The 15,385-nt window shown below is 65.6% G+C and carries 15 protein-coding genes and 1 pseudogene; 5 read left to right on the top strand and 11 right to left on the bottom strand.

Annotated features, from left to right (window positions below; all coding sequences use genetic code 11):
• Nucleotides 1–82: pseudogene (locus CWO91_RS45645) on the top strand (GCG_CRPN prefix-to-repeats domain-containing protein); the annotation flags it as partial.
• A 161-nt stretch (nucleotides 83–243) separates the two neighbouring features.
• Here CWO91_RS45645 and CWO91_RS37000 read toward each other — a convergent pair.
• Both CWO91_RS37000 and CWO91_RS37005 read right to left on the bottom strand, forming a co-directional pair.
• Nucleotides 244–534 carry a twin-arginine translocation signal domain-containing protein gene (locus tag CWO91_RS37000; RefSeq protein ID WP_130220368.1) on the bottom strand — a complete coding sequence of 97 codons (291 nt, stop codon included), beginning with the start codon at nucleotides 532–534 and terminating at the stop codon, nucleotides 244–246.
• A 196-nt stretch (nucleotides 535–730) separates the two neighbouring features.
• The gene (locus tag CWO91_RS37005; protein ID WP_130220369.1) at nucleotides 731–1,045 is read right to left on the bottom strand and encodes a hypothetical protein; all 315 of its coding nucleotides are present in this window, start codon (nucleotides 1,043–1,045) and stop codon (nucleotides 731–733) included.
• 130 nt (nucleotides 1,046–1,175) lie between these two features.
• On the opposite strand from CWO91_RS37005, the gene CWO91_RS37010 reads away from it, so the two are divergent.
• Entirely contained in the window at nucleotides 1,176–1,826 is a 651-nt protein-coding gene (locus tag CWO91_RS37010; RefSeq protein WP_130220370.1) for a glutathione S-transferase family protein, read from the top strand.
• An 85-nt stretch (nucleotides 1,827–1,911) separates the two neighbouring features.
• On the opposite strand, the gene CWO91_RS37015 is transcribed toward CWO91_RS37010, so the two are convergent.
• Both CWO91_RS37015 and CWO91_RS37020 read right to left on the bottom strand, forming a co-directional pair.
• Complete coding sequence (locus tag CWO91_RS37015; protein ID WP_130220371.1) at nucleotides 1,912–2,259, bottom strand: hypothetical protein; 348 nt, start codon at nucleotides 2,257–2,259, stop codon at nucleotides 1,912–1,914.
• 99 nt (nucleotides 2,260–2,358) lie between these two features.
• On the bottom strand, nucleotides 2,359–3,891 hold the full coding sequence (locus tag CWO91_RS37020) for an acyl-CoA carboxylase subunit beta (RefSeq protein ID WP_130220372.1): 1,533 nt from the start codon (nucleotides 3,889–3,891) through the stop codon (nucleotides 2,359–2,361).
• A gap of 138 nt (nucleotides 3,892–4,029) precedes the next feature.
• Between CWO91_RS37020 and CWO91_RS37025 the strand changes: the two genes are divergently transcribed.
• Both CWO91_RS37025 and CWO91_RS37030 read left to right on the top strand, forming a co-directional pair.
• Nucleotides 4,030–4,434, top strand: coding sequence for a DUF4260 domain-containing protein (locus CWO91_RS37025; protein ID WP_130220373.1), 405 nt, complete (start codon nucleotides 4,030–4,032; stop codon nucleotides 4,432–4,434).
• A 163-nt stretch (nucleotides 4,435–4,597) separates the two neighbouring features.
• Complete coding sequence (locus tag CWO91_RS37030) at nucleotides 4,598–5,194, top strand: hypothetical protein (RefSeq protein ID WP_165405973.1); 597 nt, start codon at nucleotides 4,598–4,600, stop codon at nucleotides 5,192–5,194.
• Between the two features lie 336 nt (nucleotides 5,195–5,530).
• Here the strand turns inward: CWO91_RS37030 and blaOXA are convergent, their stop codons facing one another.
• From blaOXA to CWO91_RS37070, 7 genes are all read right to left on the bottom strand, one after another.
• Nucleotides 5,531–6,349 (bottom strand): class D beta-lactamase, encoded by an 819-nt coding sequence (gene blaOXA, locus CWO91_RS37035; RefSeq protein ID WP_130220375.1) that lies wholly within the window; start codon nucleotides 6,347–6,349, stop codon nucleotides 5,531–5,533.
• 70 nt (nucleotides 6,350–6,419) lie between these two features.
• Nucleotides 6,420–6,680, bottom strand: coding sequence for an EscU/YscU/HrcU family type III secretion system export apparatus switch protein (locus tag CWO91_RS37040; protein ID WP_128933147.1), 261 nt, complete (start codon nucleotides 6,678–6,680; stop codon nucleotides 6,420–6,422).
• Nucleotides 6,677–8,293 (bottom strand): flagellar hook-length control protein FliK, encoded by a 1,617-nt coding sequence (locus CWO91_RS37045; protein ID WP_165405974.1) that lies wholly within the window; start codon nucleotides 8,291–8,293, stop codon nucleotides 6,677–6,679. Before CWO91_RS37045 ends, CWO91_RS37040 begins: the two co-directional genes overlap by 4 nt.
• 55 nt (nucleotides 8,294–8,348) lie before the next feature.
• Complete coding sequence (locus tag CWO91_RS37055; protein WP_130220376.1) at nucleotides 8,349–9,143, bottom strand: ATP12 family chaperone protein; 795 nt, start codon at nucleotides 9,141–9,143, stop codon at nucleotides 8,349–8,351.
• A gap of 140 nt (nucleotides 9,144–9,283) precedes the next feature.
• Nucleotides 9,284–10,510, bottom strand: a complete 1,227-nt coding sequence (locus CWO91_RS37060) for an RluA family pseudouridine synthase (protein ID WP_130220377.1) — start codon at nucleotides 10,508–10,510, stop codon at nucleotides 9,284–9,286.
• Between the two features lie 56 nt (nucleotides 10,511–10,566).
• Nucleotides 10,567–11,898 carry a replication-associated recombination protein A gene (locus CWO91_RS37065; RefSeq protein WP_130220378.1) on the bottom strand — a complete coding sequence of 444 codons (1,332 nt, stop codon included), beginning with the start codon at nucleotides 11,896–11,898 and terminating at the stop codon, nucleotides 10,567–10,569.
• Nucleotides 11,895–13,301 carry a DegQ family serine endoprotease gene (locus CWO91_RS37070; protein WP_165405975.1) on the bottom strand — a complete coding sequence of 469 codons (1,407 nt, stop codon included), beginning with the start codon at nucleotides 13,299–13,301 and terminating at the stop codon, nucleotides 11,895–11,897. Before CWO91_RS37070 ends, CWO91_RS37065 begins: the two co-directional genes overlap by 4 nt.
• A gap of 311 nt (nucleotides 13,302–13,612) precedes the next feature.
• On the opposite strand from CWO91_RS37070, the gene CWO91_RS37075 reads away from it, so the two are divergent.
• Complete coding sequence (locus CWO91_RS37075) at nucleotides 13,613–15,220, top strand: OprO/OprP family phosphate-selective porin (RefSeq protein ID WP_130220379.1); 1,608 nt, start codon at nucleotides 13,613–13,615, stop codon at nucleotides 15,218–15,220.
• The last annotated feature ends 165 nt before the right edge of the window (nucleotides 15,221–15,385 follow it).

Here is a 15,385-nt window from a genome sequence, read left to right on the forward strand (position 1 = left end):
GGCGCCGGTCGTCGTGGTGCCGCGCGCGCGTGTGTGCCCCTATGGCTTCCGCTGGTACGCCGGCCGCTGCCGTCCGTTCTGATCCTTTCGCCTTGCAAAATGGCCGCGCGGGATCAGCCTGCGCGGCCATTTTCGTCTGGACGCCGCTGCCGACTTTCGTCCGCCGTGGAATCGGCGCGGCTCTTAGAATCGAAACGGGGACCGCCAGCGGCGATCCCCATCCATTCGCGAACTGTCACGAGCTTACCAGTAATGGCGGCGGTGCCAGCGCCGGCGACGCCAGCCCCAATGGCGGTGACGCCAGCCCCAATGGCGGCCGCGCCCACGCCAGTGCACCTGCTCAGGCCTCGCTTGCGCGGCTTCCTCGCTGGTGGTGACTGCGGGATGAGCGTCGGAATTGCCCTGCGGCATACGGGCACGGGCAGCATCACCGACCGGCTGCGGTGACAGCGGCGCGGCCTGCGCGGTCGCGGCGAAGGCAGCGGCTCCCGCCGTCGCTCCCAATGCAAGTTTCAAAAAGTTCCGGCGCTCCATGGCTTCTTCCTCTTGGATCATCGTGCCCGTGATGCAGAAGAAGTGTCGCGGTGACGACATGAACCAAAGCTGAATCAGGTGTTCAGATTTGATGCAAAGCCGACAATGTCGCCTGTAGAGCGCAGCGCAATCCGGGATTTGTGCTTCGGGCGAAGACCCCGGATTACGCTTGCGCTCCATCCGGGCTACGTCGACCCTACGCCGCGAACTCCTGCGCCAGCACCAACGTCTCGCGCGTGCGCGTCACATCGGGCCAGTCCCGGTTGAAGTCGGCCGTCAGGCGCTTGAGCGCATCACTCTTCAGCATTGCCGCGAGCCTCGCCTCGTCATCGAACTGATACATGGCCTGGTGCAGCGAGGGATCGTCCAGGTTCCAGAACCGCCAGGCCTTGCTCACGCCGAACGCCTTCACCGCGTCGGGCAGATGTTCCGTCTCGTACCATCTGTCGAAGGCGGCGCGCTTGCTCGCGTCGGTAACGGTGGCGCGGACGACGAAGAAGGCTGCTGGCATCGGGTTTCCTCCCATTGTTTGAGCCGAGACTAACCGCTTCGGTCGCCGGCGACAAAAACAGCCTGGCACCGGTGTCGGAACGCGTGCTGTTCGTTCGTCCTTGACCTGAACCAGGACACGGAGACACCACATGGCCAACCTCACCCTGACCACCTTCGACTGGGTTCCCGAGATGCCCAGAGGTTTCGTGCGCGACCTCCGTGTGCGCTGGTCGCTCGAAGAAGCCGCCTTGCCCTATCGCGTCGCGAGCGTGCCATTCGACGACCGCGGCCCCGCGCATCTCGCGCACCAGCCCTTCGGCCAGGTGCCGTGGCTGACCGACGGCGACCTCTCGATCTTCGAGAGCGGCGCGATCCTGCTGCATCTCGGCGAGCGCAGCGACAAGCTGATGCCATCAGATCCGCGCGGCCGCGTTGAGGCGACGAAATGGGTGTTCGCCGCGCTCAATTCGGTGGAGATGGCGAGCCTGCCTTGGGCGATGCTGAAGTTCATGGGCAATGCGGACGACACGCCGGCATGGAAATTCCTGGACGGGTTCCTTGGGGTTCGCCTCAAGCATCTCGAACTGGTGCTAGCCCGCCGCGAATGGTTGGCGGGGTCCTTCTCCGTCGCCGACATCCTGATGTCGGACGTGCTGCGCCCCGTCGACCGCTTCGAGGGACTTGCGAACCATCCGGCCTGCCGCGCTTACCTTGCCCGCGCCACGGCCCGCCCGGCCTTCGCCAAGGCCCGTGCCGACCAGATGGCGCATTTCGCTGCGGCGGATAAGGCACGTTCGTAGGCCGGATTAGCGAAGCGTAATCCGCCACGTCGCCATCCACGCGTTGGTGGGTTACGCTGTCGCTAACCCACCCTACGGCGGCGCGTTAAACCAGCTTCAGCGGTGCGTCGGCAACGACGCGAAGATTGATGCTTCCGATCAAGGCCGAACGACGCGCCTCCGCGGCACTGATGGCCTCATTCGTCTGCCGCAAAGTGCTGACATTCGAGCCGAGCGACACGATCCCGCCCAGCACCAGCGCAATTGAGCCGAGCGCCGCAGTCTGGCCGAAGCCAAACACACCAAGGATTGTGACCAGCAGCAACGCCGCCCCGCCGCCGATCGCGATTTTGGATGCAAGGATGTACTTCCGGCAGCGCTCGGCGATCTCGGCGAGCGCTTCGATCCGATCCTCGATGTCTGAGATTTCGTCGGTTGGATCGTCTTCGATCATGCGAACTCAGAAGAAATTGGTAGCCCGCATGAGCGAAGCGACATGCGGGACCTGAGTAAGAACCCGGATGTCGCTACGCTCATCCGGGCAACATCTTTCTCACAACGGCAAATTGTCGTGCTTCTTCGCCGGCATTTCCGTCTTCTTGTCCTTCAGCATCGCCAGCGCCCGGGCGATCCGCTTGCGGGTCGAGTGCGGCATGATGACGTCGTCGATGTAGCCGCGCTCGGCGGCGATGAAGGGGGACAGGAAGCGATCTTCGTATTCCTTCGTTCGCGCCGCGATCTTGTCGGGGTCGCCGATGTCGGAGCGGAAGATGATCTCGACCGCGCCCTTGGCGCCCATCACCGCGATCTGGGCGGTCGGCCAGGCGTAGTTCATGTCGGCGCCGATCTCCTTGGAGGCCATGACGTCGAAGGCGCCGCCATAGGCCTTGCGGGTGATGATGGTGACCAGCGGCACGGTGCATTGCGAGTACGCAAACAGAAGCTTCGCGCCGTGCTTGATCAGGCCGCCATATTCTTGGCTCGTGCCCGGCAGGAAGCCCGGCACGTCGACGAAGGTGACGATCGGGATGTTGAAGGCATCACAAAAACGAACGAAGCGCGCCGCTTTCCGTGAGGCATCGCTGTCGAGCACGCCAGCCAGCACCATCGGCTGGTTGGCGACGAAGCCGACGGTGCGGCCCGCGATGCGGCCAAAGCCCGTGACGATGTTCTTGGCGAAGGCCTCCGCGATCTCGAAGAAATCGCCCTCGTCCACGACCTTCAGGATCAATTCCTTCATGTCGTAGGGCTTGTTCGGATTGTCGGGGACCAGCGTATCCAGCGACATGTCGACGCGGCCGATGTCGTCGAAGCTCGGCCATTCCGGCACGCCGTCGGTGTTGTTGGACGGCAGGAAGTCGATCAGGCGGCGCATCTGCAGCAGCGTCTCGACGTCGTTCTCGAAGGCGCCATCCGCGATCGAGGAGCGCGTGGCGTGCACCGAGGCGCCGCCGAGCTCTTCGGCGGTGACGACCTCGTTCGTGACGGTCTTCACCACGTCGGGGCCAGTGACGAACATGTAGCTGGTGTTCTTCACCATGAAGATGAAGTCGGTCATCGCAGGCGAATAGACGTCGCCGCCGGCGCAGGGGCCCATGATGACGGAGATCTGCGGGATCACGCCCGAGGCGAGCACGTTGCGGCGGAACACGTAGGAATAGCCGGCGAGCGCCGCGACGCCCTCCTGGATGCGGGCGCCACCGGCGTCATAGAGACCGATGATGGGCGCCCGCGCCTTCATCGCCATGTCCTGGAGTTTCGTAATTTTCAGCGCGTGCGTTTCGGAGAGAGAACCGCCGAACACCGTAAAGTCCTTGGCGAAGACGAAGGTCTTGCGGCCGTTGACGGTACCCCAGCCGGTGACGACGCCATCGCCCGGCACCTTGGTCTTCTCCATGCCGAACTCGGTGGAGCGGTGCTCGACGAACATGTCGAATTCCTCGAACGATCCCTTGTCGAGCAAGAGCTCGATGCGCTCGCGCGCCGTCAGCTTGCCGCGGGCGTGCTGCGCCTCGATGCGCTTCTCCCCGCCGCCGAGCTTTGCGCCGGCGCGACGATCTTCAAGGGCGTCCAGGATGTGTTTCATTTGCTCCCGCCAGTTCTTAAGTGATGCGGGGTTCTAACACGGCATTTTGCGGGCCGGAAAGCGCCTTTCGGCCTCGCAGGGCTGCCCTGTCCGGGCTGAAAGCGTGAGGGATTACAAAGTTTTGCCTGGGAGGCGAGCATGGACGAAGGAACGGCCGAGACTGGTGCGGCGACGGGCGGTGTCAACATCCTGCTGCGGCTGGAGGGCCTGACCCTGTTCGCGGGGATGGTGATGCTCTACTGGGCGTGGGACGGCTCCTGGCTAGTGTTTGCCCTGCTCTTCCTCGTCCCCGACCTGAGCTTCCTGGCATACCTTTCCGACGCCAAATTCGGCGCGCTGGTCTACAATGCCGCCCACAGCTACATGGCGCCGGTGTCGCTGCTGACACTTGGCTTCGGCCTCGCCTCGCCTTTGACCCTGTCCATTGCCTTGATCTGGCTCGCCCATATCGGCATCGACCGGGCGCTCGGCTATGGCCTGAAATATTCCGCGGGGTTCGGCTTCACCCATCTGGGGCGGATCGGCCGGCAGAAGGACGCCTGACCCGCGCGCGTGCCTGCAAATTTGGTGGTCCGGCCCAGTTGACCAGGCCAGCCGATTCAGGCTTGCTTCAAGCTCACGATCAGGCGCCGAATGTTGCGTGAGCCCAGTCGGTACGGCGGTGGTCATTACGCCTTGGCTCGAGCATCACGCAAGCATCACTGAGATGTCCGCGACGGTCGTCCCCCTGCCGCCGAACTCATCGTCCGAAACCATCGACTTCCTGCGGCGCATGGCCAGCATGGTGTCGGGGCGGAACGGCCAGATGCTGCTGCGTGCCGCAAGCCTGATCGAGTCCCTGGCGCAGCGGGCGATGTCGGCCGAGCGGCTCTATCACCGGCAGCACGTCGAGAGCACGCGCAACGCCGAGCTGCGCGAGGCCGCGGAGCTTGCTCGCGATGCCATGGTGAGCCAGATCGCAGCGCTGCGGGCACAGCTCGCCGAGGTCACCGCGGAGGCCGCAGCCGAGCGAGCCGCCTTCAATGCCGAGCGCGGCAAGCTGCTTGGCCTGATGCAGGATGCCGAGAGTCATATCGGCAAGCTCAGCACGGAGCTCGAGACGCTGCGCGCCTCTGTCGACAGTTTCAACGAGACCGTGGTCTCCGTGCCGATCGAGGCGCTGCAGCTGGCGCGAACGCAGTTCGATTATCTCTCGAACGGCTTTGCGCGGCGCGGCGACGCGATCTCGCAGGCGATGAGCGAGATCGGCGGCTTTGCGATCGACCAGGCGCTGACGGCGAAGAAAACGGCCGATAAGGCCTGAGGCTGGGGCAATTGCGCTTGGAGCCGTGCGCGCCCGGCCTTCATGGTTCGAGATGCGTCGCAAGGCGGCTCCTCACCATGAGGGTCGCTTGTTGGCCTTCGGCTCCGCGATGATGTCGGTGACAGATACCGTAGGGTGGGCAAAGCGAAGCGTGCCCACCAATTACAGATCACGATGTGGAGAGATGGGGGGCACAGCGCTGCGCGCCTTTGCCCACCCTACGGCCGAGATTTCGCGGCAAAACAGAATCTCATCCTGAAGGAGCCCGCAGAGCGCACATCTCGAAGCACGGCCATAAGTAAACTGCTCAGCTTCACACACGCCAGCGCGGTAGCGCTAGATCGCGCCAATCTCGGCAAGGCAGGCCTGCGTCAGCGGCATGCGCTCACTGATGAGACGCGGCTCACGGCAGTCCATGTTGAGTGCGAACACGGTGTGGGCCCCGCCCTTCTCGGCCCAGCCGACCATCCAGCCCAGCGACGGCTCGCCGCGCTCGGCGCCCAAGAGACCCGACTTTGCGCGGATGATGCTATCGCCGACCTTGGTCACCGGCAGGATGTCGCAGACGAGATCCTGGCTGCGCTTGCTGATCGGCAACGCACGGCGGCGCAGCCGGTCGACGAAGTCCACCTGCTCGACCGGATCGATGCGCAGGGCGCCGGTGAGCCAGAATTGGTCGATGCCGCCGCCGATGTCGCGATTGCCGTAGTCGAACTCGTCGACATATTTCTGCATGCGGTCCTGGCCGATGCGGCGCGCGATCTCCTGATAGACCGGCACCGCGCTGACCGCGATCGCACTGCGTAGTGTGTGATCCTTGTTCCAGGCCTCGATCGGCCGCTTCACGCCGTCCCAGGGAAATACGTCCTTGTCGGGGTCTGTGACCACGCCGGTCTCGAGCGCAATCAACGAGTTTGGAATCTTGAAGGTCGAGGCCGGCAGCTTCCCCTCGCCCGAGCGCTCCTTGTCGCTGGCGACGATCAGATAGTCTTCGACCTTGTAGCCGACGAAGGTGCCTGATGTGCCGAGATCGGTGAAGCGTTTGGCCAGGCTGTCGCGGATTTCGTTGCGCGGCGGCGCGACATGAGCAAGCGCGCGTGACGGCAGGGTGGCGGCTGCGGCGAGCAGGCCGAGAGTGGAACGACGGGTGATCAAGGGTGGTATCCGCTGATGATGAGAGTGGCCGCAACCATGCAGCCGCTACGTGGTGAAACGATGACAGCGTTCAGCGCCCCCGCGACAGCCGCAGCACGAACACCAGCACTTCGGCGACGGCCTTGTAGAGGTCCGGCGGGATCTCCTCGCCAAGCTCGACCTTGGAGAGTGCGCCGGCCAAAACCTCGTTCTCCTCGATCGGAATGTCATGGGCCTTGGCAATCTCGACGATCTTTTCGCCGATCGTGCCCTTGCCCTTGGCGACGACGACCGGGGCGTTGGTGCCCTTCTCGTAGTGCAGGGCAATCGCGAGCTTGGATGGATCGCTCATGTGGCGCGATCCAGGAAGTGACCGGCGCGAGCCGGTGCCGGTTGCGGCGGCGTGCCGTCGCGCACAACGATATCGCCAGGCTTGAGCTCGGCTCTGGACAATGCCTGGCTGAGCTCACCGACGCCGGCGCGGAGCTGCTGCGCCGTCGCCGGCCGCTCCGCCCACATCCGCACGAAGGTCTTGTCGCCGCTCAGCGTGATCAGCGCATGCACGGGGCCGGCCGGCTCGACATTGAGCGAGAAGCGCGCGCGCCAGGCACGCGTGGCGGGATCGGCGGATTCATTGCCGCCATCGCGCGAGATCTCGAACTGCGCCATCGCGGTGCCCTGCGCCGTTGCGAAGGGAATCTCGAAATTCCATTGCGGCACGGCCGGGTCGATGCGGTGGCCGGAAGCATCGGTGCGATCGGGAAGCGAAGCGACCTGCAACAATGTCTGCCGCGCAATCGCGGCATCGTTGTCGTCGAGCAGGCGATGCACCGTGGCGGCCAGCGGCGTATCGGGCGCCAGCGATGGCGAAGCGATGGATTGGGGCGCCGGCAATGCGCCACGGAATGGCGGCGGTGTGGTCGCGTGGGCGGCCGCCTCGAAGATGTGGCCATCCGGCACGGCCTTGTTGGAGCCGGGCACGTTGCCGATCATCCGCGGCAGGTTTTGCGTCGTCTCCTGCAAGAGGCTGGCGGCAAGGCCGGCGGTCATGGTCCGCGGCATCGCCATTTGTGGCGCGTCGGCAGCCATGTCGGCGAGCACCGCGGCCGCGAAATTAGCGTTGCGCGGCTGTTGCGCCGGTTGGGCGATATCGGGGGCCATTGACGACAATGCGGCCTGCCCGGCCTCGGCTGCTGGCCGAGCCGACGCAACGGCCAGCTGCGGCGCGCCCGCGACGCTGGCAGGCATGGCGGCGCCGTGGGTCGGCGGCGCGGTGGTTTCGAGCGTGGCCAGCGTCTGGCGCAGCACCAGCAGCGCCGCCTTCAGATCGGGCATTGCACCGGAGGACGGCGTTGCGCCGGCGGCCAGCGAAGCCTCGAGGAACAAGCCGGACTTTTGGAAGGCAGTCTCGATATCGCCGCCATCGAGCCCGGCGTTGAGCGGCGTCTGCTGCGCCAGCACGTCCAGCACGGCCTGCTTCAGCCCCGCCGGCAAATCGCTGCCGGTGACGACCGCTGCGAGATTGGCGAACAGCGGCGCCTGGCTGCCTTGCCTGGTCACGGCCTCGGCGGACGCCACGGTGACGGCGACTTGCTCCAACGGAGTCAGCGTATTGCGCGCCGCGGACGGCGCGAGCGGCGGGCTATCCACCAGCGAGGCCGCAGCCGGCGTCAGCGTAATCTGATCGGACGCCGCGCCGCCTGTCCCGCCGACGACCGCGAGCCGGATGGTGCCGTCGTTCTGCGACACCGCGAGCTGGAGATTTTGCCCCGGTGTCAGCGCCACTTCCGACATCACCTCCATCGAGAGGTTCGCGATCGCGATCCGCACCAGATTGTCGGCGAGCACGCCGACCACTTTGGCGTCGACGACGCTGCCGGCCTGAAGCACGAGATCGGGCGTCGTCGCATCAGCCACAGAGCTGGCGGCACTGACAGGAACGATCGAGCTTATCGGCGTCGGCATCTTGAGGCAGCCAGGGAATGCCATCCCACCCTAAGGCGCCGTCGTAAAGCTCTCGTTAAGGACCTTTGGCCGCTTGCGGCTTTACCGCCGCCAAAACCGTCACGGCGGCTTCGAAATCTCGGAGGCGCGTGGCCCGGCGGCTAGCTGCTTCCTCGTCCACGCCCCATTGGTCGATGTTCCAGTCCTCATCGACATGGGCGGCGGCCCAGACCTGGCCAGCGTCGCGCACGCCATGGGCCAGCGCCAGCGCGAGCAGCGCCGAGCCGGTCAGGGTGGTCACCACATGGAGCGCGGCGACCGACCAGGCATCTCTTGGCAGCGCGGCGCGCGCGGCCCTGACCGCCTCGTCCGGCTGCTTCACATGCACGATGCCCTCGGACAGGATGAAATGCGCGCCCAGCGTCTCCGCGGCCCAGAACAGCACGGGATCCCAATGTGCGGCCTCGCGGGCGACCAGCCCTTCGGGGTGGCCGGCGCGATAGAACAACAGGTCGGTCTCGAGGTATTTTGCGAGATCGTCGCTGACGAGCTCGACGCGGTCGACGACGCCCTCGACCACGCTGTTGGCGATCCGCGTCAGCGGCATGGTCACGGGATCGATCGTCTCGCCCTGCGCAGCCCATTCGGCAGCAACCGCATCGGCGAGTGCGCGCGAGGGGATCACCACCTGGCAGCCGGAAGGGGTGCGGATCAGCTTGCCGTCGAGGGCGATGGCGAAGTCGCCCTCGGCCTCGACTGCGCCGGCCTCCTTGTAGAAGCGCTTGCGCGGGGGCGTGCGCGTGGAGGCGCGCGCCGATTCCCGCGGATCCGACGGGGGTTGCCCCGCAGCTTCTTCGAACAATTCGCGCATGTTGAGTCTTCGGTCCCGGTCGCTGAATGCTAAGCTTTCAAGATAAGAGCGGCGGCTGATAAAGCGAGCGGCAGGCATAAGGGAACTTGCGGGCATTGCGGCCCTGTTCGCCGGGCTTTGGCTGGCCGCGGCGCCGGGCCCTACTCCTCTGGCGCGTTTTCGATTGGATCAAACCGGCTTGCATCGAGCCCGAGCAGATTCCACGATTGCTGCATATGCGGCGGCAGCGGTGCGGTGGCGTCGATCACGCCGCCGCGCGGATGCGGAATGACGATGCGGCGCGCGAGCAGATGCAGCCGGTTTTGCAGGCCGCCCGGCAGCTGCCAGTTCTCGATGTTGAAATATTTGGGGTCGCCGACGATGGGATGGCCGATATGGGCCATGTGGGCGCGCAGCTGATGGGTGCGGCCCGTCACGGGCTTCAGCGACACCCAGGTCAGCTTGTTGCCGGCGGTCTCGACCACCGCATAGTACGTCACCGCATGGCTTGCGCCCTCGTCGCCATGCTGGGCGATGCGCATGATGGTGTCGTCCTCGCCCTCCTCCTTCGCGAGGAAGGTCGAGATGCGGCCCTGCTTCGGTTTTGGCAGACCCGGCACCAGTGCCCAATAGACCTTTCGCGCCGAGCGCGAGCGGAACGCGCCGGTCAAATGCGAGGCGGCAAAGCGCGTCTTCGCGATCAGGAGACAGCCCGACGTCTCCCGGTCGATACGGTGCACGAGGCGCGGCTTCTGGCCCTTGGAATCGCGCATCACCTCCAGCATCTGGTCGATGTGGCGCGTCATGCCCGAGCCGCCCTGCACGGCAAGGCCGGCGGGCTTGTTGAGGACGAGGACGTCGTCGTCTTCCCAGATGGTCATCTCCTTCAGCGCGGCAAGCGTCTTCTGCGCGGCTTCCGAGAGCGGGCCGGCCGTCTTCGGCGTGTCGAGCTTCAGCGGCGGAATGCGGACGCTTTGCCCCTCCTCCAGGCGGTCCTTGCTGTCGACGCGCTTGCCGTCGACACGCAACTCGCCTTTGCGCACGACGCGCTGGATGTGGGAGAACGACAGACCGGGAAAGCGCGCTTCCAGGAAGCGATCGACGCGCATGTTGTTCTCGTCGGCCGTCACGGTAACGGTCTGCACCTTGGTCGGCAGCAATGCCTCGACGGGCTTTTCCCGCGCAGGCTTTTCCATTGCGGCCTTGGGCGCACGGCGCTCGGCGCGCTCGCCCGCAAAGCGCGACGGCTTGCTACTTGCCTTGCTACTTAGCTTGCCGCCCGGCCGCGGCCCCGCCTTCTGCGCGCTGCGCGCCTTGAATGGACGCGCGTCATCGCGCTCGTCACGCGAACGGGGCTTTGGGTTCATTCTCTTGATGCGGCGGCTCATGGCTGCCTGCCTAGCCCAAAAGTGCCGTTTCGTCACGACGAAATGGCGATTTGGCCTCAGCCGCCCCGCTCCTTGCGCAGCTTGGCCCAGTAATCCAGCCGCTTCCTGATCTCGCGCTCGAAACCGCGCTCGGGCGGGTCGTAAAAGGTCTGGCGGCCGAGGGCTTCCGGGAAGTAATCCTGGCCGGAGAAGGCGTCAGGGGCGTCGTGGTCGTATTCGTAAGCTGCGCCGTAGCCTTCCGACTTCATCAGCTTGGTCGGGGAATTGAGGATGTGCTTGGGCGGCAGCAGCGAGCCGGCCTGTTTTGCCACCTGCATCGCCGTGCCGAAGGCGGTATAGACCGCGTTCGATTTCGGCGCGGTGGCAAGGTAGACCACGGCCTGCGCGATGGCGAGCTCGCCCTCTGGGTGACCCAGAAAGTCGAAAGCATCCTTCGCGGCGTTGGCGATGACGAGCGCCTGCGGATCGGCAAGACCGATATCCTCGACCGCCATGCGCACGACGCGGCGGGCCAGGAACAACGGATCCTCGCCGGCATCGAGCATGCGCGCGAGGTAATACAGCGCGGCATCGGGATCGGAGCCGCGCACCGACTTATGCAGCGCCGAGATCAGGTTGTAATGGCCGTCGGCCGACTTGTCGTAGATCGGGGCGCGGCGTTGCAGAATCTCCTGCAACTGCGCGGCGTTGAAGATCTCGTCCTTGCGCGCGGCGCGCCAGACTTCCTCGGCGAGCGTCAGCGAGGCGCGGCCGTCGCCATCGGCCATGCGCACCAGCACCGCGCGCGCCTCGGCATCGAGCGGCAGCTTGCGGCCCTCGACCTGCTCGGCATGCGCGAACAGCTTTTCGATCGCGGCAGCGTCGAGCGAGCGAAACACCAGCACACGCGCGCGCGACAGAAGCGCCGCGTTGAGCTCGAAGGACGGATTCTCGGTGGTGGCGCCGACCATGACCACCGTGCCGTCTTCCATCACGGGCAGAAACGAATCCTGCTGGGCGCGATTGAAGCGATGCACCTCGTCAACGAACAGCAGCGTGCCCTTGCCCATCTCCCGGCGGGCCCGCGCGGCATCGAACGCCTTCTTCAAATCGGCGACGCCGGAGAACACCGCGGAAATCTGCTCGAAATGCAGATCGGTCGCATCCGCCAGCAGCCGCGCCACCGTGGTCTTGCCGGTGCCGGGCGGCCCCCAGAAGATGAGTGAGCCGAGCGTGCGCGTCTCCAGCATGCGCGTCAGCGCACCGTCGGGACCGAGGATGTGGTCCTGGCCTACGACCTCCGACAATGCGCGCGGACGCAGCCGATCCGGCAGCGGATGCGGAGCGTCATGATCGAGCCCCGCCGCGGCGAAGAGGGTTGGCGTCTCCTGTGGTCGCTTCGAACTCATCCGCCCAGCGTGACGTTGATCTGCTGGCCGCCGCGCACCAGCGTGATGCGCCAGATCCGCGGCCGTTCACCCGCGGCCTTCTCGAGGTCGCCGGTCTTGCTGATCTTCTGGTTGTTGACGGCCAGGATGACGTCGCCTTTCTGGAAGCCGACACTTGCGGCCGCGGTATCGCCGCCGATATCGGTGATCACGACGCCGTCGGTGTCGGCATCCAGATGCAGCTCGTCGGCGACCGCCGGCGTGATGGTCGAGACCTTCGCGCCCTGGAACGGCGAGCGCGCGGTGACGACGAGCTCGTTGCGGCCGGTGTCGGGCGCAGTCTCCAGCGCCACCGTCAGCTTGACCGGCTTGCTGCCGCGCTGCACGTCGATCTGCGCGGTACCGCCGAGCGGACGGGTCGCGAAGCGGTAGTCGAAGGCGTTGGGATCATCCACGGTCTGGCCATCGATTCCGGTGATGAGGTCGGAGGATTTGAGGCCCGCCTTCGCCGCGGGGCCATTCGGCACCACGCTTGCGACCAGCGCACCTGTCGGCGAGCGCAGGCCGAGGCTTTCGGCGATCTCGGGCGTCACCGCCTGCAACCTCGCCCCTAACCACGGCCGCTTCACCGCCTTGCCGCCGCTCTTGGCGGAAGCGACGACGACGCGCACCATGTTGGCGGGAATCGCAAAGCCGATGCCTTGCGAGCCGCCGGAGCGCGAATAGATCGCGGTGTTGATACCGGCGAGCCTGCCGCTCATGTCGACCAGGGCGCCGCCGGAATTGCCGGGATTGATCGCCGCATCGGTCTGGATGAAGAACTGGTAGTCGGTGATGCCGACCTGCGTGCGCGCCAGCGCCGAGATGATGCCGTGGGTCACGGTCTGGCCGACGCCGAAGGGATTGCCGATGGCGAGCACGACGTCACCGACCAGCAATTCGTCGGAATTGGTGAAGTCGAGGGTCGGGAATTTCTCCTTGGTGTCCTTCAGGCGGAGCACGGCGAGATCGGTGCGGGAATCCTTCAGCAGGATCTCGGCCTCGAACTCGCGCTTGTCCGACAACGACACTTTCACCTGGTCCGCGCCCTCGATCACATGGACGTTGGTGACGACGAGGCCGGAGGCATCGACGATGACGCCGGAGCCGAGCGAACGCTGCATCTGCTCGGGCTGCTGGCCCGGCACGCCGAAGAAGCGACGGAAGATCGGGTCGTCGAGCAGCGGATTGCGGTTCTGTACCACCTTGGCGGCGTAGACGTTGACAACGGCCGGCTGCACCCGCTGCACGATCGGTGCATAGGACAGCCGCAGCTCGGCCGGTGACGACGGGACCCGGCGGTCCTGCGCAGCAGTCGGATTGAAGTGGGCCGAAAACGCTATGCACAAGGCCGTGACGACGGCGGTCCAGGTCGATCGAAACATTCCTACCTCTTGGAAAAGACGCCGGAATATAGGCGCGTTCGCCCGCCAATAGAAGGGCGCCAGGCGGCAATATTCAGCCCCTTTCCCGTGTGTCCGAGATGCAAGCACAGCGTGCGAATCGGCAATTCGCCAGAGCGGTGGATTGGCATGATGCACGTCATCCAGCATTGTGTGTCGAGCGGATTCGGTTGCGGCGAATTGGCATCAGTGGGAACCGCGCAACCGGGCGCAGCGTCGCGGGACAGTCATCGATCACACCTAGGCTCTCCCGTTGCGACTTGGGGAAGTTCGTCAAACGATGGAGTCATGACGTGAGCAGGACAAGAATTGCAGCCACGGCGATTGGACTCGCCGGCGCGCTGGCGGCCTCGCAGGCCCAGGCCCAATCGGCAAGCAGCAGCGAGCAGGAGATCGCGCTGCTGAAACAGCAATTGAAGATGCTGGAGCAGAAGCTCGACAAGCTCCAGAGCCAGACCGCGGCGAATACGGCGGCCACGGCGAAAGCCAGAGCCGAAGCGAAGGCTGAAGCCGAGGCGCGCTCGGAGGCAAAGGCCGCGGTTGCCAACGCCAATGCGGCGATCCCTGTCAAGGGACCGGCGCCGGCCTCCGGTGTCGTCGTGACGATGCCGAACAACCGGCCAACCATCTGCACCGCCGACCAGGCGAACTGCGTCGCCATCACCAGCCGCCTGCATTGGGATGTCGGCGGCTATGACTATCGTCCCAACACCGCGGCGACCGTGCCGCAGAAGCTCGACAGCGGCCAGAACGTTCGCCGCGCGCGCATCGGCGTCACCGGCAAGTTCTTCAACGACTGGAACTTCGCGCTGGTCTACGACTTCGGCGGCTCGTCCGACGGATTTGGCGGCACCGCGCCGGGATCCCTTCCGGGCGGTGGCGTCTCCGGCGTCGAGAATGCCTATCTCAGCTATACCGGCTTAAAACCGTTCGGCGGACGGATGGCGATCGAGGCCGGCATCATGGACCTGCCCTACACCATGGACGAGGCCACGAGCTCCAACGACATCATGTTCATGGAGCGCGCCTCGCCCGGCGTGATCGCAACCAACATCGCCGCCGGTGACTTCCGCTCCGCAGCCGGTGCGCGCTGGTTCAACGACCAGTTCTGGATCGGCGGCTATGTCACGGGACCGTCGACCGGTGCGATCCACTCCGCCTCGAGCGCGGCGCCCGCCGGCACCAGCGAGCAATATGGCGCCGTGGCGCGCGTCGCCGGCAATCCGATCAGCGGCAAGGACTACTCGGTGCATATCGGCGCCGACGCGCAATGGCTGATCCAGCCGCCGCGCAACCTGATCGCCAACACGCAGGCGGTCACGCTCAGCGATCGTCCGGAATTGCGTCTCGACCCGACCACGCTGATCTCCACCGGCGCGATCGCCAATGCCTCAGGCGCGCAGGTCTACAGCGTCGAGGCGGCGGCGACCTACGGCCCGTTCATCGTCCAGGGCGAATACTTCTGGTACAATGTCGATCGCACGGCCAACACCGGCGTGCCGCTGGTCGGCGCGCCGAGCCTGAAATTCCAGGGCGGCTACGCCCAGGCCGGCTACGTGCTGACAGGCGAAGGCCGGACCTACAATGCGGCGAACGCCGCCTATAGCGGCGTCAAGCCGGCGCATCCGTTCTCGCTCGACGGTGGCGGCTGGGGCGCATGGGAGATCGCGGGGCGCTTCTCGACGATCGACCTCAACAATCAGTTGGGAGCAGCGACCGGCATCGCCGGCGGCCGGCAGACCGTCTATACGCTCGCGCTGAACTGGTACGTCAACGGCAACGTCCGCTTCATGCTCGACTATCTGCACGGAACGGTATCGCGTCAGGCCTCACCGATCTCGACCGCCGATGTCGGCTCGAAGTTCGACGCCGTCGCGATGCGCACGCAGTTTGCATTCTAGGCTCTACACCTCTCCCAACGGGAGAGGTCGCGCCTCCCGATGACAGGCTCCGGCGCGGGTGAGGCGTTACGCTCGATCGAGGATGCGGCGCCCCTCACCCGAATTGCACTGGACGATGCTTGCGCATCGCCAGATGCAATTCGACCTCTCCCCGCTGGGGAGAGG

It is taken from the genome of Bradyrhizobium genosp. SA-3 (assembly GCF_004212635.1).
Taxonomy (GTDB): domain Bacteria; phylum Pseudomonadota; class Alphaproteobacteria; order Rhizobiales; family Xanthobacteraceae; genus Bradyrhizobium.